Source organism: Mycobacterium sp. IDUB_17 (genome assembly GCF_055419465.1).
On sequence record NZ_JBVAXS010000003.1, the window covers coordinates 630,358 to 646,392 of the forward strand.

A 16,035-nucleotide genomic window follows, 5' to 3' on the forward strand; every position below is an offset into this window, starting at 1 on the left:
CAGGCTCTTCGGTATGGAGCAGAAGCCACCTACCGCAGTCATCGAGGCAGCCAACCGCGCGCATCTGAATAACCTGCCGTTCGAGGACGCCAGGGATTTCGAGGACGCTGACCGGGGCTTCATCGCCGCGCTCGAACCGTGTGTGGTGAAGGCCGCCGATGGCAGGGGGGTGTGGGACAACGATGCCTATGACTTCCTGAGAGGTGATGCGCCGACGTCGGTGCATCCCAGCCTGTGGCGCCAGTCGCAACTGTGCGCCAAGCAAGGCCTCTACGAGGTGGTCGAGGGCATCTATCAGGTGCGCGGCCTGGACCTGTCGAACATCAGCTTCATCGAGGGCGATACCGGCGTCATCGTCATCGATCCGCTGATCTCCACCGAGACCGCGGCCGCCGCGCTGGCGCTGTACCGGGCGCACCGGGGAGATCGTGAGGTGGTCGCGGTCATCTACACCCACAGCCACGCCGACCATTTCGGCGGCGTGCTGGGGGTGACCAACCAGGCCGACGTCGACGCGGGCAAGGTCGTCATCATCGCGCCGGAACACTTCACCGAGCACGCCGTGCAGGAGAACGTCTATGCCGGCACCGCGATGGCGCGCCGGGCCGGTTACATGTACGGCGCGGCGCTGGACCGTAGCCCGCAGGGCCAGGTCGGCTGTGGGCTGGGGCAGGTCGGCTCGACGGGCGAGGTGGCGCTGATCGTGCCGACCCTCGACATTCGCGAAACCGGGGAGACCCACACCATCGACGGTGTCGAGATCGAGTTTCAGATGGCGCCGGGTACCGAGGCGCCCGCCGAGATGCACTTCTACTTCCCGAAACTCCGGGCGCTGTGCATGGCCGAGAACGCCACCCACAATCTGCACAACCTGCTGACCCTGCGTGGTGCGTTGGTACGTGATCCGCACGGTTGGGCGGGTTATCTGACCGAGGCCATCGACACGTTCTCCGACCGCGCCGACGTGGTGTTCGCCTCGCACCACTGGCCCACCTGGGGTCGCGAACGGATTGTCGAATTCCTTTCGCTGCAACGGGATCTGTACGCCTACCTGCACGACCAGACGTTGCGTCAGCTCAACCAGGGTTACACCGGGGTCGAGATCGCGGAGGCCTTCCAGCTGCCGCCGGCCCTGGAGAAGGCCTGGCATGCCCACGGCTACTACGGTTCGGTGAGCCACAACGTCAAGGCGGTCTACCAGCGCTACATGGGCTGGTTCGACGGCAACCCGGCCCGGTTGTGGCCGCACCCGCCCGAGGCGCTCGGCCCCCGCTACGTCGAGGCCATGGGCGGTGCCGACCGCGTGGTCGAGCTGGCTCAGAAAGCCTTCGAGGACGGTGATTTCCGCTGGGCGGCAACGCTTCTCGACCACGTGATCTTCACCGATGAAAACCACGCGCGAGCCCGCGCACTCTACGCCGACGTGCTCGAGCAGCTGGCCTACGGCGCGGAGAACGCCACGTGGCGCAATTTCTTCCTGAGCGGTGCCACCGAACTGCGGGAGGGAAACTTCGGAACCCCGACCACCTCGGCGTCGCCCTCGCTGCTCGGGCAGCTCACCCCTGAGCAGATCTTCGACACCTTCGCGATCAACGTGAACGGTCCGCGGGCCTGGGATCTCGACCTGGCCATCGACGTGACGTTCCTCGATGTGGCGGTCAACTACCGGCTCACCGTGCGCAACGGGGTGCTGGTCTACCGCGAGGCCGATGCCGACGAGGCGAGTGCGCAGGCCACCGTGAAGCTTGCGAACAAGCTGCGGCTGCTGGCCTTCGCCGCGGGCGATACGACCTCACCTGGGTTGGAGGTCGCCGGTGACGCCGAGGCCCTGCCGTCGCTGTTGGCGGCGCTGGATCGGCCTGATCCGAACTTCGACATCGTGACGCCGTGACGCCATGACGCACAGATGGGTAACTATCGCGCAAAAACGATAGTGTTGGATCCTGGCCATTATTGCTACGCGTACAGAGAGGTGCCCCTTGGACGAGGCGTCCGATCATGTGGTCGAGGTGCCGACCCGCGTGCTTGTGGAGAGCATGGTGTGCGAGGACGGCACCATCGACGCCGGTGAACTCTATGCGGTGGCAAATGCTCTCGGGATGACCGATCAGCAAGTGCGCCTTTGTATTCGGCGGCTGGTATCGGACGGGCAATTCACGCAGTACGGCCGGGGTCGTCGCGCGGAATTGCGTGCGACAGCGAATGCGGACACCAATATCGTGCCCGACGCAGACTTCGTGCGCCTGATGTTCGCGCAGGACCGAGGCGAGGCTCCGTGGGACGGGATCTGGCACATTGTGGCATTCGCGATACCGGAGACGATGCGTCAGTCTCGAGATGCAATGCGGGACGGCATCATTTACCTCGGCGGCGCGCCGATCCAGGGAGGGTTGTACGTCGCAGCCAACTCGTGGGAGTCCCACATCGCCGATCTGGCGTCGAAACTCGGTGTCTCCGACCACTTCACCTGCTTCACGACGACGAACCTGAGGACGGGCGGTACCGATGATCCCAGGGAGATCGCCGCCCGCATGTGGCCGCTGGACACCATCGCGGAGGGGCATCTCCGCCTCGCCTCGGTCGCGCGCACCCGCCTCGCGCGGTTGCGCGGCGCCGAACGCCTGGACGAAGCGGAATTACTCACCATTGCAATCGAACTCGCGGCCGAGTTCACACGGGCCATGAAGCCCGATCCGCTGCTACCACCGGAACTGCTGCCGAGTCCGTGGCCCGGCACGGAAGCGCGGACCCTTGTCGCCGAATGCTGGTCGATCCTGCGGACCCTCGAACCGCAGACCGCCAGGCCCCGTCTGTTCCGTGCCTATGCCGATGTCATCTCCGATGCCCTCTCCGGATCTCACTTCGAACGAGAGCAATGAGCGACACGGTCGCCAGGACAGCGGTCACCACCGTGAACCCGAACCAGAACCGCACCCAGTTGGAGGGGATCGGGATGAGTAGAACGGGGCTGACCACGTACATCATCGCGACGACCCGCAGGCGCTTCTCGTCTGCGAGCTGGTCTTCGAAGCGGGATGCCCGCGCCAGAGCCTGGGAGCCGTAGGCGGCCAGCCCTCCGCTGACAACCTTGCACCACGTGTGCAGGTTCACCCCGAACACGGTGAGCAGCAGCACCAGCCCCAGCAGCTGCGTCCAGTCCGGAACGCGGTCGGCATCGAACTGCGTGAATGGCAGCGTCACCGCCGCGAATAGGATGGCGCCGGACGCCTCGATGGCGACCAGCCGGCGAGCCGGGCGGATCTGCAAGATATCGACCACGATCCGTGACCAACCCCGCGCCACGGATTCAGACGAGGGTCGAGACAGAGGGTCTTTCATCCACCGTCACCTCGTAGGCCTCCGGGTCGAACGTCGCGGTTCGGTCCCGGTACTCCCATGTCTGCCCGGGCCAGATCGTCGTGATGCGACCGGTTGCGTCCTTGTACCAACTGGAGCAACCGCCGCTCGCCCACACCGACGGGGCCAGCCGCCGCTGGAGTTCGTCGTTGTACCGCTGCTGGACGGACGCCGTGACCTCCACCGCTCGCACGCGGAGATCGCGCATGAACGTCAGGCAACTCAATAGGTAGCCGATCTGCGATTCGATCATGTAGATCAGACTGTTGTGTCCCAGGCCGGTGTTGGGCCCCGCCATCAAGAACAGGTTGGGGAACCCGGCGACGGTGGTCCCGAGGTAGGCGTTGGGGCTTCCGCCCCACACTTCATCGAGGGACCGTCCGTCGGCGCCGACCACGACGCGAGTGTGGGATCCATCGGTCACGCGGAATCCGGTGCTGAAGACAAGGACGTCGATGTCGTGGTCCATCTCGTCGCCGCTCGATGATGTGGTCCGCACCGAACGGGCACCGATGCTGTCCAATCGGTCGGTCACGACCGACACGTTCGGCTGGGTCAGCGCGGGATAGTAGTTGTCGGAGAGCAGCACCCGCTTGCATCCGAGGTCGTAGTCGGGGGTGAGCTTCGCGCGGAGCACGGGATCCTGGACTTGACGTTTGAGGTGTGACTCTGCCGACTGCTGTCCCACCTTGCGCAGCAACGAATTCCCCATCAGCGCCGGCACCGACACCTCGCGCGAAAGGTACTCCAGACTGCGCGAGATGCGCTGGAGCACCGGAAACCGGCGGAACAGCGACTTCCGCCAGTTCGGGACCGTCCAGTCATGGCGCGGTGTGATCCACGACGGGGTTCGCTGAAAGACCGTCAGATGAGCGGCATTTCGCTGAATCTCGGGAACGAACTGCACGGCGCTCGCTCCGGTGCCGATGACTCCGACTCGAAGTCCGGACAGGTCCAGCGAGTGGTCCCACCGTGCCGAGTGGAACGATTCCCCCTCGAACTGCTCCATTCCCGGTATCCGGGGTATCGCCGGTTCCGAGAGCGGACCCTGCGCCATGACCAGGATGTCGGCAGTGAGCGGTCCCCTACTGGTCCCGACCTGCCACAGCTGCCCGTCGGTGTCCCATCGCGCGCTGGTGAGTTCGCATCCCAACCGGAGCCGGGGTCGGACCCCGAATCGGTCCGCGCATCGACGGAGGTACTCCGCGATCTCGGATTGCGGGGCAAACCTCTTGCCCCAGTCGGGATTCGGCGCGAAGGAGAAGGAGTACAGGTCGGAGGGAACATCGCAGGCGCAGCCGGGGTAGGTGTTGTCGCGCCAGGTACCCCCCACCTCCGATTCGCGCTCGATGACCAGGACGTCCTTGAAGCCCTCTTGCAGAAGCCGAATGGCCGCGCCTATACCGGCGAAGCCGGCACCCACGACCAGTACTTGAGTGTGCTTGTCCGCGAGGGCGTCCTGGTGCCCTCCGGAGGAAGGCGCGTCGACGGCGCGCTGCGCCTCGATGGTTCGGCGATGTGTTTCGGTCATTGACTGTTCCGTTCTCCGGCGAAGTCGCTCGGTCTCCGCATGGCGATAGTTCATGATAGGTTCGATCGTATAGTAAACGACCGATATGAAATCGTTCGAAAGGCTGGAGGATGAAGGTAGTCGCTTTGGGTGGCCCGGGCGCAATGGGTGTGGTCGCCACGCGGATGGCGGTCGGGATAGCCGGAGTATCGGAGGTGGTGATCGCCGATCGTGATCACGCGGCCGCCGAACGCCTGGCACGCGAACTCACCAGTTCCGGTGTCCCGGTGTCGGCGCGCCGCGTCGACGTGACAGACGAGGACAGCCTGCGCAGCGCCCTCGAGTCCGCGGACGTAGTGCTCAACACGGTGGGCCCGTATTTCCGATTCGGTCTTGCGGTGCTGCGGGCCGCGATCGAGACGCGGACGCACTATCTCGACATCTGCGACGACTGGGAGCCGACGTTGCCGATGCTCGAGCTCGACGAGTCGGCTCGTCAGGCGGGGGTATGCGCGATCGTCGGGATGGGAGCCAGCCCCGGCGTCAGCAACCTGCTCGCCGCCATGGCGGCGCGGGAACTCGATCGCGTCGACGACGTCTACACGGCCTGGCCCGTCAAGGGGGACGACGACAGGGACAACGATCTGCTGGTGGGGCAGGACGGTCGGCCCACTGCCGCTGCCGTGCACTGGATGCAGCAGATCAGCGGGACCGTGGCGACCGTTCGAGCGGGCCAGGTCGTGCAGGAACCGCCACTGCGTCCGGTCGCGTTGTCGCTGCCCGGCGGACGGGCCGGGACCGCGTACACGGTCGGCCATCCAGAGCCGTTGACCCTGCGGCGCACGCTGGGTGTCACGGGCGATTCGGCGAACCTGATGATCATCTCGCCGGGCGTCGTGGCCTACCTCGACGTGCTGCGGACCGATATCGACAAGGGAGTACTCACCAACGAATCCGCGGCGGTGGATCTCGCCGGCCCGTCATGGCGTCGAGGAATTCGTTCCATGGCGCGGTCGGCCAAATTCAAGTCGCCCGGCAACCTGCCGCACTTCTTCGCCGCCGCGATCGGGACGAAGGATGGCGAAGCCCGCACCGTCCTGGCGCGCCTGACCGACGAATCGGCGGGCATGGCGTCGTTGACCTCGGACATGGCGCGCGCGACCGGAACCCCGTTGGCACTCGGCCTGTCCCAGGTGGTCGACGGAACCATCACACGTCCGGGTGTCCACGCGCCGGATGCAGTCGTCGACCTCGACCGGTTCTTCGTCGACCTGGCCGACAGCGTCGGGGACGGTCCGGGAATCGACGCCGTCATCATCGAAAAGTAGGTGACCGCAACGTGTACCGACGACCTGCGGGAAGTTTTGTGGTCGGGGGAACCGGTGAGCCGCTCGTGCTGCTGCACGGTGCGACGATGTCGGCACGGGTGTGGGATCGGCTCCTGCCGGAACTCACCCGGCATCACACGGTGATCGCTCCGACGCTGCCCGGGCACAGCGGAACCCCGGCCACGGGCGCCACCATGACACTGGACGACCTCGTCGATTGGGTCGAATCGGTGATGGACGGGAACGCCGTCTCGGCCGCGCACCTCGCAGGCAACTCCCTGGGTGGGCTGGTGGCGATGGAGTTGGCCCGTCGCGGGCGCGCCAGTTCGGTCGTCGCGATTTCGCCCGCGGGCGGGTGGACGCCAGAAGGGGGCGCGGCGGTGGCGGCCGCGGTCGCCACCGGCCGACGCTTGGCCGAACGACTGCGGCCGGTTGTCCCGACTGCGATGCGGGTTCCCCTGCTCCGGCAGATCGCTTTCGGTGACATCGCCCGGCGCGGCGCTCATCTGAGCCCCGAGGACGCTGCCGCGTCCGTTCTGGACACCGCGGACTCAACGCTGTTCGAGCACTTCCGTGACGTCGCGGTCGCACAACCGTACCCGCGGGGCATGGCGCCGGTACTGATCGTCTGGCCCACCGAAGACCGGGTCATTCCGCTCCGACCGCACGGACTCGGTTGGCGGCAGCTGGTTCCGGACGCCACGTGGAGGTTCGTCGGTGACGTGGGGCACGTACCGATGCTGGACGACCCGGGCCTGATCGCCCGCATCGTTCTGCATTGGACGTCGGCGGTGCTTGAATGATGCCATGCAGACAGGGATCTCACGGGTTTGATTGATCACTTCGTCCACGCCGTGTGCTGCAAACTTCTCAATTTTGTTGGCGGTCCGCGCGGGAAAACCCCACTGTCCCTTGACTCCAACGATCAGCACTGATCACTCCTATAGCTGACACAAACGCCGCAACACTCTCCTTGTAGAGGTTGCGGCGATTGTTGTATGTCCGGAGTTGCGGAGCCGGCAGCGTCCGCCTCGCTACGGCCCGCTGCCATTAGGTCCCGATCGCGGCGCCGGCCCGGCTGGAGGATGCGTCTGCAGCGCAGAACCTGGAACCGGCGTGTTCTGGAGAGCGCCCATACACAGCCCCAAACGCCCTGGCAGGCAGGGGATGTTGGCCGACCCTCCGAAACTGTTGCTCGGGCTATTCTCCGACCAGCAGACCCCGGTGATCGGATCCAAGGTGCAAGGGGCCGAGGCCGCTGTCGGTGCCGCCGTCAAGGCCGCGGAGGCCAACATCGTGCTGCAGAGAGTCGCCAGCAAGACCGCGGGGATCCTGGTTCGGACCTTCCTGTCGTTTACCGCCGCTACGGGGTGATCTTGGTCTGCTCGGCGTTGTCCTCCGGAAGGCGTGTCGGCGGCATGCTGCGGCGCGGTGGTTCGACATGTTGCGGTCATTGTCTGTTCCGTTCTCGGGCGAGGTCCCATGTTCTCCATGTGGCAATAGTTCATAACATAATCGATCGTAGCAGAAACGACCGTATGAAATACGTTCGTATAGTGCGACGGCGGAAGTGCAAGCTCTGGGCCCATGACCTCGGCGGGGTACCCGACCGGTAGTAATATGTCGACGCTGGTCGCCGGGCTGGGGAAGGGTCGGGTCGAGGTGGTCGCCTCGTTGAACCGCCTTGCGTGAGTGAGGTTCCCCCGAAAAAGTCGACTTAGTTGGGTTGCTTTCGGAGTGGCGACTGACAACTCACGGTGAGGTCATCACGCCTCAGGGCAGGCCGCCATCCACCCGCAGGATCGAACCGGTTGTGAAGCTGGACGCATCCGACATCAGAAACAGTGCGGCGCCGACGATCTCGGGCGGATTGCCGGCCCGCCCAAGGGCCAGGTGGCTGAAGGGCTCACCGGCCATGTCCCAGGCCTTGCTGATGTCGGTGAGAAACGGCCCGGCCATCAGGGTGTTGACCCGCACGGTCGGACCGAACGCCTTGGCCAGCCCTTCGGTCATGGCGTTCAGCCCGGCCTTGGCCGCGGCGTAGGGAAGCATGTACTGGTCGGGGCGCAGCGACCCGGACGAGCTGACGTTGACGATGGCGCCTCCGCCGTCGGCCGCCATACGTTCCCCGAGCAGCGCCGAGAGTCGGAACGGCCCTTTGAGATTCAGGTTGAACACCGAGTCGAAGAGTTTCTCGGTGACCGAACCGAGCGACTCGTACAACGGTGACATGCCGGCGTTGTTGACCAGCACGTCGACCATGCCGAACCGCTCGTAGGCGGCCTCAACCAGACCGTCGAGTTGATCCCACCGGCCCACGTGCACCTGATAAGGCAGGGCGGCGCGACCGGTGGCCGCGGTGATCTCCTCGGCCGCGGCCACACAGGAATCCATGTTGCGGCTGGCGATCACCACGTCGGCCCCGCAGCGCGCGGCTCCCATCGCGATCTCCCGGCCCAGCCCGCGGCTGCCGCCGGTGACCAGCACCACGCGATCGGTGAGGTCGAACAGTTCGTCGGCATAGCCCATGTCGCAGCCCTCTCCGGCCGTCCTGCACCGCGGCCCTATGGTGGCACGGTGCAACTGCTTCTCGTCCGTCATGCTCTACCGCTCCGCAGTGAGCCCGGTCAAGGGTCCGATCCCGATCTGTCCGAGGAAGGCATCGCGCAGGCGGAGCGCCTGCCCGCCGCCTTGTCCCGGTTCCCCGTCAGCCGGCTCGTCAGCAGCCCGCAGCGGCGCGCGATCCAGACCGCGGGACCGCTCGCCGCCGAGCTGGGGCTGCAGGTCGAGGTCGACGAACGGCTCGCCGAGTACGACCGCGACATGTCGCACTACGTGCCGATCGAGGAGATCGCGAAGGAGAACCCCGAGGAGCTGGCCCGCCTGGTGAGCGGGCACCTGCCCAGCAGCGTGGACGAGAACGCCTTCATGGCGCGCATCAATGCCGCCGTCGAGGACCTGGTGGCCGCCGGTGACCATGACGGCACCGTCGCGGTGTTCAGCCACGGCGGCGTGATCAACGTGCTGCTCCACGAGATCCTGGGCACCGAGCGGCTGCTGTCCTTCCACGTCGACTACGCCTCGGTCACCCGGCTGCTGTCGTCCCGCTCGGGCAAGCTGGCCGTCGCCTCGGTGAACGGCACCGAGCACGTATGGGACCTGCTGCCGCGAAACGTGCGGTGGTAAACAGTGACCGTGACGAATCTGGAGGGCCTCGACCTCGCCGCGCTGGACCGGCACCTGCGTTCCGAGGGCATTGCCCGCAGCGGTGAGCTCCGCGCCGAACTCATCGCCGGTGGCCGCTCCAACCTCACCTTCCGGGTGTCCGACGACGCCTCGGCGTGGGTGCTGCGGCGTCCGCCGCTGCACGGTCTGACCCCGTCCGCGCACGACATGGCGCGCGAGTACAAGGTGGTGGCGGCGCTGGCCGGCACCCCGGTCCCGGTCGCCCGCGCGGTGACGATGAGCAACGACGACTCGGTGCTCGGCGCGCCGTTCCAGATGGTCGAGAACGTCGACGGCCAGGTGGTCCGCAGCGCCGACGAGCTTGCCGCCCTGGGAGACGAGCAGGTGATCAGCAGCAGCGTCGACGCCCTGATCCGGGTGCTGGCGGACCTGCACGCGGTTGACCCCGACGCCGTCGGTCTCGGCGACTTCGGCAAGCCCGCCGGCTATCTGGAACGCCAGGTGCGCCGCTGGGGTTCGCAGTGGGACCTGGTCCGTCTGCCCGACGATCCCCGGGATGACGACGTCAAGCGCCTTCATCAGGCCCTGGCGGATTCGGTTCCGGCGCAGAGCCGCAACTCGATCGTGCACGGCGACTACCGCATCGACAACACCATTCTGGACGCGCAGGACCCGACGAAGGTCCTCGCAGTGCTGGACTGGGAGCTCTCCACCCTGGGTGACCCGCTGAGCGACGCCGCGCTGATGTGCGTGTACCGCGACCCGATGTTCAACCTGATCCTGAGCATGGAAGCGGCGTGGAGTTCACCGCAGATGCCGTCGGCCGACGATCTGGCCAACCGCTATTCGGTGCAGTCCGGCCAGGAGCTGGCGCACTGGGACTTCTACATGGCGCTGGCCTATTTCAAGGCGGCGATCATCGCCGCCGGTATCGACTTCCGCGCCCGCCAGGGTTCCGAAGCGCCGGGGAGTTCAAGCGTCGGCGCGGCGGTGGCCCCGGCGATCGCTTCGGGACTGCGCGCCCTGGGTTGAGCGTCAGCTGCGCTGGGCGGCCTTGAAGTTCTTCTTGGCAGCGCGGCGCAACTGGAAGATCCGTGCCGACCCGGCGGCGACGGTCAGCAGACCACCGGCCACCGCGGCACCCAGGATGGCCACGCCCGTCGGCAACGACCAATGCCAGCTCAGGAAGGTGAGCGGGACCGCGGCTGTGTTCTGCGCGATGAAGATCAGCAGCACGATCAGCACCAGGAAACCCAGGATCAATGCTGACCACAGCGCCCCGGCGCGGGTCAGTTTGGGCTCGGTGGCCTTACCCGACTTGCCTGTCTTGGCGGCGGGCTTGCCGGCATCGGGGACTTTGCCTGGGTCGGGAGACGGTGGCACCGGCACATTCGGCGTCGGCTCAGGCAAATCGGGCGATGCAGACGGATCGCTGGTCATACTGACATCTTTGCCCGTCAAAGCCTCAATGCAAACCACCATGAGGTAAAGCGCGGCGGCATGTCGGGTGTGCCGTTAGGGTCGTCAGAGGCTGATCGTCCAGCCGCCGTCGCCGAAAGGATGCGCCTGTGCAGCGCAAAACCCTGGCAATCGCGATGACCCTGCTCGCCCTGATCGTGCCGCTGGCGGTGGCGTGCGGAAGCTCCAATCCGCTGGGCGGCGGACCTATCTCGGGTGATCTGAAATCGATCACGGTCGGATCCGCTGACTTCCCGGAGTCCAAGATCATCGCCGAGATCTATGCCCAGGCTCTGGAGGCCAATGACTTTCAGATCCGCAGGCAGTTCGGAATCGGCAGCCGCGAGACGTATGTGCCTGCGGTGCAGGATCACTCGATCGACCTGATTCCCGAGTACACCGGAAATCTCCTGCAGTACTTCGATGCTGAAGCGACAGCCACGACCTCCGACCAGGTGTTGATCGCGCTGCTGAAGGCCGTGCCCGGTGACCTGTCGATCCTGTATCCGTCCCCGGCCGAGGACAAGGACACCCTCGCCGTCACCGCCGAGACCGCCCAGCGCTGGAACCTGAAGACCGTCGCGGACCTGGCCGCGCATTCGGCCGAGGTGAAAGTCGGTGCACCATCGGAGTTTCAGACCCGCCAGACGGGGCTGGTCGGCCTGAAGTCCCGGTACGGGCTGGACATCGCGCCGGTCAACTTCGTCGCGATCAGTGACGGTGGCGGGCCGGCCACCGTGCAGGCGCTGAACAGTGGCGCCGTCACGGCCGCGAACATCTTCAGCACCTCACCGGCGATCGAGCAGTACCACCTGGTGCCGCTGGAGGATCCCGAGAATGTATTCCTGGCCGCCAATGTCGTTCCCTTGGTGGCCTCGCAGAAGATGTCCGATGAACTCAAGACCGTGCTCGACGCGGTATCGGCCAAGCTCACCACCGAAGCCCTGATCGAGTTGAACACCGCGGTGGAGGGCAATGCCGGCGTTGATCCCGACGAGGCGGCCGAAAAATGGATCAAGGAAAACGGATTCGACAAGCCGGTGACCAAATGATCACCTTCGAGAACGTCACCAAGCAGTACCCCGACGGCACGGTCGCCGTCGACAACCTCAATCTGAAAGTGCCGCAAGGCACGCTGACAGTGTTCGTCGGCCCGTCGGGCTGCGGCAAGACCACGTCGATGCGAATGATCAACCGAATGATCGACCCCACCTCGGGCACCCTCACGGTCAACGGGGAAGACATCAGCACGGTCGACCCGGTCAAGCTGCGGCTCGGCATCGGCTACGTCATCCAGAGTGCCGGGCTGATGCCGCATCTGCGGGTGGTCGACAACGTCGCGACGGTGCCGGTGCTGCGGGGTGAATCCCGGCGCAGCGCCCGCAAGGCCGCGATCGGCGTGATGGAACGGGTCGGGCTCGACCCGAAACTGGCCGACCGCTACCCGGCGCAGCTGTCCGGCGGGCAGCAGCAGCGCGTCGGGGTGGCCCGCGCACTGGCCGCGGACCCGCCGATCCTGTTGATGGACGAGCCGTTCAGTGCGGTAGACCCGGTGGTCCGCGAGGATCTGCAGGCCGAAATCCTGCGATTGCAAAGCGAATTGCGCAAGACCATCGTCTTCGTCACGCACGACATCGACGAGGCGGTCAAGCTCGGGGACAAGGTTGCGGTGTTCGGCCGCGGCGGAGCCCTACTGCAGTACGCCGATCCCGCGTTCGTCCTGTCGAATCCGGCCAACGAACTCGTGTCGGGATTCGTCGGTGCCGACCGCGGTTACCGCGGGCTGCAGTTCTTCCACGCCAGCGGGCTGCCACTGCACGAGATCAAGCACGTCGACGAGGACGGCATCGATGCGCTGAACCTGAGCCCGGGAGAGTGGCGGCTTGTCATCAAATGCGGCACACCGTTCGCGTGGATCAACGCCGAGGGTGTCGAGGTGCACCGCAAGGGCAATGAGCTCTACGACAGCACCATCGGTGGTGGGTCCTTCTTCCCGCCGGACGGCAATCTGCGGCAGGCGCTGGACTCCGCACTGTCCTCACCGAGCGGGCTCGGTGTGGCGGTCGACGAGGACGGCAAGCTCGTCGGGGGTGTGCGCGCCGACGACGTGCTCGAGGCACTCAAGGAGCAGCGCCGCGTCCCGGAGCTGGGGTAGCCCATGCGATACCTGCTCAACCATCTCGACGACCTGTGGGTGCTGACCGTCGTGCACCTGCGGTTGTCGTTGGTGCCGATCGTGCTGGGCCTGCTGATCGCCGTCCCGCTGGGAGCAGCGGTTCAGCGCACCACCGCACTGCGGCGGATGACCACGCTGACCGCGAGCGTCATCTTCACCATCCCGTCGCTGGCGCTGTTCGTGGTGCTACCGCTGATCATCCCGACCCGCATCCTGGATGAGGCCAATGTCATTGTGGCGCTGACGCTTTACACCACCGCCCTGTTGGTGCGGGCGGTGCCCGAAGCGCTCGACGCGGTGCCCGAGCAGGTGCGTGACGCGGCGACGGCGATCGGGTACCGGCCGCTGGTACGGATGCTCAAGGTGGAACTTCCGCTCGCCATCCCGGTGTTGATCGCGGGACTGCGGGTCGTCGCCGTCACCAATATCTCGATGGTGTCGGTGGGCTCGGTGATCGGTATCGGCGGCTTGGGTACCTGGTTCACCGAGGGCTACCAGTCGAACAAGAGTGACCAGATCATCGCCGGGATCATCGCGATCTTCGTGCTGGCCGTCGTCATCGACAGCCTGATCATGCTGATGGGCAAGGTCATCACGCCGTGGACTCGGGTAGCCCGCAAGCCCCGGCGCATCAAGGCGGCCGCATGAACTTCCTACAGCAGGCACTGGACTTCATCTTCACCGCCGCCAACTGGGGCGGGCCCGCCGGCCTGGCCGCCCGCATCGTCGAACACCTGCAGTACACCGTGGTCGCGGTGCTGGCCTCGGCGGTGATCGCGATCCCGATCGGCCTGCTCATCGGGCACACCGGGCGCGGCACCTTCCTCGTCGTCACCGGCGTCAACGCCCTGCGCGCCCTGCCCACGCTCGGCGTGCTGCTGCTCGGGGTGCTGTTGTGGGGGCTGGGTCTGGTGCCGCCGACGGTCGCGTTGATGCTGTTGGGCATCCCGCCGCTGCTGGCCGGGACCTATGCCGGCATCGCGAACGTGGATCCTGCCGTAGTGGATGCGGCGCGGTCGATGGGCATGACCGAGCGCCGGGTGCTGTTCGGGGTCGAGGTGCCCAACGCGCTGCCGTTGATCGTGGGCGGCCTGCGCACCGCGACGCTTCAGATCGTGGCGACGGCGACGGTCGCCGCGTACGCGAGCCTCGGGGGTCTGGGCCGGTATCTGATCGACGGCATCAAGGTGCGGCAGTTCCACATCGCGCTGGTGGGTGCGCTCATGGTCACGGCGCTGGCCTTGATTCTCGATGCCGCGTTGGCCTTCGCGGTGTGGTTGTCGGTGCCCGGTAGTGGCCGGTTGGGGTTCGGCAATATCGGTGGGCGACGCCTACCCCAGCCGTTGCTCGGTGACGAGATCGCACTCGAGTCGCGTCCGGCCGGGAGTTCCGGACTCGGCTACAAAGGCCGCGTGTCGTCGCATACGGTAGACGGGTGAGTGACCAGAAGGACCGTGCCTGGCCAGCAGTGTTGACGTGGCGGGCGCACGATGTATCCCGGATGGAGTCCGTTCGGGTTCAGCTGTCGGGCAAGCGAATCAAGGCCTACGGCCGGATTGTGGCCGCCGCCACCGCGTCGCACCCGGCTTTCTCGGCCTCCTATGACCTGGTCACCGACGAGACCGGGGCCACCAAGCGGTTGTCGCTCAGCGTCACGCTGGCCGAGCGGGAACGCCAGCTCTCCATCGCGCGCGACGAGGAGAACATGTGGCTGGTGCAGGACCACACCCAGACCAAGCGCTCGGACTTCGGCGGCGCGCTCGATGTCGACGTCGTCTTCAGCCCGTTCTTCAACGCGCTGCCGATCCGGCGGACCGGCCTGCATGAGCGGGCTGAGTCGATGACCCTGCCGGTGGTCTACGTGCGGTTGCCGGACTTCTCGGTGGAGACCGCCAGCATCAGCTACAGCAGCTCCGGTCCCGGAGCCCCGGTGAAGCTGCACTCGCCGGTCGCCGACACCACCATCACGGTGGATCCCGACGGCTTCATCCTTGATTACCCAGGACTGGCAGAGCGGATCTGATCACCCCGCCGGCTCGTCCGGCGGCCGCGAGCTCGGCCCGCCAGTTGTCCGTGCCCACCACGGTGGTCATGATCTCGGGGCGGCTGAAGCTGTCGTAACGCATCCGAGCGGCATGGCCGGTCTCGACCAGGTCGGCCACCGAACCCGTGGCTGCCAGCGTTTCCTTGGCGCGGGTCAGCAGTTCGATGCCGTGCTCGAGGGCGGGTAGCAGCTGGTCTGCGTTGGCCTCACACATGGCCCGCACCAGGTCCGGTGCGGTGGCCGCTACCCGGGTGCCGTCCCGGAACGACCCGGCCGCCAGGGCGAAGGCCAACGGGATCTCGCCGGCGGTCAGGGCCAGGGTTTCGGCGAACAGGTGTGGCAGGTGGGAGATGGCGGCCGCGGCGGCGTCGTGCTCATCGGAGCGGGCCGGTACCACGACGGCGTGGCAGTCCAGTGCCAGCTGGGTGACCAGGGACCAGACCCGAGCGTCGACGTGATCGTCCACGCTGACCACCCACGGGGCCCCGGTGAACAGTGCGGCGTCCCCGGCCGACCAGCCCGAGTGGGCGGTGCCTGCCATCGGATGACCGCCGACGAAGTTCGGCAACAAGCCGGCCCGCCGCACTTCGTCGAGCACCGCGCCCTTCACGCTGGTCACGTCGGTCAGCGGGCACAGCGGCGCGGTCTGCCGGATGTGGTCGAGCATCTGCGGCATGGCCGGCATCGGTACCGCAAGCACGATCAGCGCGTTGCGGTCAGCGGCCCGGCCCAGGGCCTCGTCGAGGTTCTCGGTGGCGTCGAACCCGTCGAACTTTGCCGCGGCGACGGTCTCCATCGACCGGTTGTAGCCGAAGACCTCGCGGCCGGTCCCGGCGGCGGCACGCATCAGCGATCCACCGATCAGGCCGAGGCCCACCACGCACACCGGTGTGTTCGTCACGCATCAAGATTGGCATACGGGCTGTGCCGGGGCCGAAGGTGATCCCTGTCAAAATTGCTGGTCGGCGACTACCGT

General features: G+C 66.4%; 17 protein-coding genes. 12 read left to right on the top strand and 5 right to left on the bottom strand.

The features are described from left to right. Positions 1 to 13: 13 nt before the first annotated feature. Both ACZYZ7_RS16030 and ACZYZ7_RS16035 read left to right on the top strand, forming a co-directional pair. A complete protein-coding gene (locus ACZYZ7_RS16030) occupies positions 14 to 1,891 on the top strand; it encodes an alkyl/aryl-sulfatase (RefSeq protein WP_450072511.1) in 1,878 nt (625 codons plus the stop codon). A gap of 145 nt (positions 1,892 to 2,036) precedes the next feature. Then, the gene (locus ACZYZ7_RS16035) at positions 2,037 to 2,879 is read left to right on the top strand and encodes a PaaX family transcriptional regulator C-terminal domain-containing protein (RefSeq protein ID WP_450072592.1); all 843 of its coding nucleotides are present in this window, start codon (positions 2,037 to 2,039) and stop codon (positions 2,877 to 2,879) included. Here the strand turns inward: ACZYZ7_RS16035 and ACZYZ7_RS16040 are convergent. Together ACZYZ7_RS16040 and ACZYZ7_RS16045 are read right to left on the bottom strand one after the other, a co-directional pair. Next, positions 2,833 to 3,279: a hypothetical protein gene (locus tag ACZYZ7_RS16040; protein WP_450072512.1), complete on the bottom strand. Its 447-nt coding sequence runs from the start codon at positions 3,277 to 3,279 to the stop codon at positions 2,833 to 2,835. The genes ACZYZ7_RS16035 and ACZYZ7_RS16040 overlap by 47 nt on opposite strands. 28 nt (positions 3,280 to 3,307) lie before the next feature. Beyond that, complete coding sequence (locus tag ACZYZ7_RS16045; protein WP_450072513.1) at positions 3,308 to 4,888, bottom strand: flavin-containing monooxygenase; 1,581 nt, start codon at positions 4,886 to 4,888, stop codon at positions 3,308 to 3,310. 110 nt (positions 4,889 to 4,998) lie between these two features. On the opposite strand from ACZYZ7_RS16045, the gene ACZYZ7_RS16050 reads away from it, so the two are divergent. From ACZYZ7_RS16050 to ACZYZ7_RS16060, 3 genes are all read left to right on the top strand, one after another. Further along, positions 4,999 to 6,195, top strand: a complete 1,197-nt coding sequence (locus tag ACZYZ7_RS16050) for a saccharopine dehydrogenase family protein (RefSeq protein WP_450072514.1) — start codon at positions 4,999 to 5,001, stop codon at positions 6,193 to 6,195. 38 nt (positions 6,196 to 6,233) lie between these two features. Then, entirely contained in the window at positions 6,234 to 6,998 is a 765-nt protein-coding gene (locus tag ACZYZ7_RS16055; RefSeq protein ID WP_450072515.1) for an alpha/beta fold hydrolase, read from the top strand. 364 nt (positions 6,999 to 7,362) lie between these two features. Next, positions 7,363 to 7,569 carry a hypothetical protein gene (locus ACZYZ7_RS16060; RefSeq protein ID WP_450072516.1) on the top strand — a complete coding sequence of 69 codons (207 nt, stop codon included), beginning with the start codon at positions 7,363 to 7,365 and terminating at the stop codon, positions 7,567 to 7,569. A gap of 399 nt (positions 7,570 to 7,968) precedes the next feature. On the opposite strand, the gene ACZYZ7_RS16065 is transcribed toward ACZYZ7_RS16060, so the two are convergent. After that, a complete protein-coding gene (locus ACZYZ7_RS16065) occupies positions 7,969 to 8,724 on the bottom strand; it encodes an SDR family NAD(P)-dependent oxidoreductase (RefSeq protein ID WP_450072593.1) in 756 nt (251 codons plus the stop codon). A gap of 48 nt (positions 8,725 to 8,772) precedes the next feature. Between ACZYZ7_RS16065 and ACZYZ7_RS16070 the strand changes: the two genes are divergently transcribed. Together ACZYZ7_RS16070 and ACZYZ7_RS16075 are read left to right on the top strand one after the other, a co-directional pair. Beyond that, positions 8,773 to 9,381, top strand: coding sequence for a histidine phosphatase family protein (locus ACZYZ7_RS16070; protein ID WP_135459371.1), 609 nt, complete (start codon positions 8,773 to 8,775; stop codon positions 9,379 to 9,381). A gap of 9 nt (positions 9,382 to 9,390) precedes the next feature. Further along, positions 9,391 to 10,413 carry a phosphotransferase family protein gene (locus ACZYZ7_RS16075; RefSeq protein ID WP_135459370.1) on the top strand — a complete coding sequence of 341 codons (1,023 nt, stop codon included), beginning with the start codon at positions 9,391 to 9,393 and terminating at the stop codon, positions 10,411 to 10,413. Positions 10,414 to 10,416: 3 nt separating this feature from the next. Here ACZYZ7_RS16075 and ACZYZ7_RS16080 read toward each other — a convergent pair whose 3' ends face one another. Next, on the bottom strand, positions 10,417 to 10,821 hold the full coding sequence (locus ACZYZ7_RS16080) for a LapA family protein (protein WP_135459369.1): 405 nt from the start codon (positions 10,819 to 10,821) through the stop codon (positions 10,417 to 10,419). Between the two features lie 155 nt (positions 10,822 to 10,976). Here ACZYZ7_RS16080 and ACZYZ7_RS16085 point away from each other — a divergent pair, with 155 nt between their 5' ends. The 5 genes from ACZYZ7_RS16085 to ACZYZ7_RS16105 are packed head-to-tail and all read left to right on the top strand — an operon-like array spanning position 10,977 to position 15,038. Next, on the top strand, positions 10,977 to 11,891 hold the full coding sequence (locus tag ACZYZ7_RS16085; RefSeq protein WP_135460322.1) for an ABC transporter substrate-binding protein: 915 nt from the start codon (positions 10,977 to 10,979) through the stop codon (positions 11,889 to 11,891). Continuing rightward, positions 11,888 to 12,994, top strand: coding sequence for an ABC transporter ATP-binding protein (locus tag ACZYZ7_RS16090; protein WP_450072517.1), 1,107 nt, complete (start codon positions 11,888 to 11,890; stop codon positions 12,992 to 12,994). The genes ACZYZ7_RS16085 and ACZYZ7_RS16090 overlap by 4 nt, the downstream gene beginning before the upstream one ends. Before the next feature lie 3 nt (positions 12,995 to 12,997). Further along, positions 12,998 to 13,663, top strand: a complete 666-nt coding sequence (locus ACZYZ7_RS16095; RefSeq protein WP_450072518.1) for an ABC transporter permease — start codon at positions 12,998 to 13,000, stop codon at positions 13,661 to 13,663. Continuing rightward, positions 13,660 to 14,454, top strand: a complete 795-nt coding sequence (locus tag ACZYZ7_RS16100) for an ABC transporter permease (RefSeq protein WP_450072519.1) — start codon at positions 13,660 to 13,662, stop codon at positions 14,452 to 14,454. Before ACZYZ7_RS16095 ends, ACZYZ7_RS16100 begins: the two co-directional genes overlap by 4 nt. Continuing rightward, positions 14,451 to 15,038 carry a putative glycolipid-binding domain-containing protein gene (locus ACZYZ7_RS16105; protein ID WP_135459365.1) on the top strand — a complete coding sequence of 196 codons (588 nt, stop codon included), beginning with the start codon at positions 14,451 to 14,453 and terminating at the stop codon, positions 15,036 to 15,038. Before ACZYZ7_RS16100 ends, ACZYZ7_RS16105 begins: the two co-directional genes overlap by 4 nt. On the opposite strand, the gene ACZYZ7_RS16110 is transcribed toward ACZYZ7_RS16105, so the two are convergent. Then, positions 15,001 to 15,945 (bottom strand): prephenate dehydrogenase, encoded by a 945-nt coding sequence (locus ACZYZ7_RS16110; protein ID WP_450072594.1) that lies wholly within the window; start codon positions 15,943 to 15,945, stop codon positions 15,001 to 15,003. The two genes, ACZYZ7_RS16105 and ACZYZ7_RS16110, sit on opposite strands and share 38 nt — an antisense overlap. Between the last annotated feature and the right edge of the window lie 90 nt (positions 15,946 to 16,035).

What these genes read in the sequence shown, in the direction of transcription:
- ACZYZ7_RS16030 (WP_450072511.1), top strand. Translation starts at nt 14, where the DNA reads ATGGAGCAGAAGCCACCTACCGCAGTCATCGAGGCAGCCAACCGCGCG.
- ACZYZ7_RS16095 (WP_450072518.1), top strand. Translation starts at nt 12,998, where the DNA reads ATGCGATACCTGCTCAACCATCTCGACGACCTGTGGGTGCTGACCGTC.
- ACZYZ7_RS16090 (WP_450072517.1), top strand. Translation starts at nt 11,888, where the DNA reads ATGATCACCTTCGAGAACGTCACCAAGCAGTACCCCGACGGCACGGTC.
- ACZYZ7_RS16050 (WP_450072514.1), top strand. Translation starts at nt 4,999, where the DNA reads ATGAAGGTAGTCGCTTTGGGTGGCCCGGGCGCAATGGGTGTGGTCGCC.
- ACZYZ7_RS16045 (WP_450072513.1), bottom strand. Translation starts at nt 4,888, where the DNA reads ATGACCGAAACACATCGCCGAACCATCGAGGCGCAGCGCGCCGTCGAC.
- ACZYZ7_RS16065 (WP_450072593.1), bottom strand. Translation starts at nt 8,724, where the DNA reads ATGGGCTATGCCGACGAACTGTTCGACCTCACCGATCGCGTGGTGCTG.
- ACZYZ7_RS16035 (WP_450072592.1), top strand. Translation starts at nt 2,037, where the DNA reads ATGGTGTGCGAGGACGGCACCATCGACGCCGGTGAACTCTATGCGGTG.
- ACZYZ7_RS16080 (WP_135459369.1), bottom strand. Translation starts at nt 10,821, where the DNA reads ATGACCAGCGATCCGTCTGCATCGCCCGATTTGCCTGAGCCGACGCCG.
- ACZYZ7_RS16100 (WP_450072519.1), top strand. Translation starts at nt 13,660, where the DNA reads ATGAACTTCCTACAGCAGGCACTGGACTTCATCTTCACCGCCGCCAAC.
- ACZYZ7_RS16085 (WP_135460322.1), top strand. Translation starts at nt 10,977, where the DNA reads ATGACCCTGCTCGCCCTGATCGTGCCGCTGGCGGTGGCGTGCGGAAGC.
- ACZYZ7_RS16060 (WP_450072516.1), top strand. Translation starts at nt 7,363, where the DNA reads ATGTTGGCCGACCCTCCGAAACTGTTGCTCGGGCTATTCTCCGACCAG.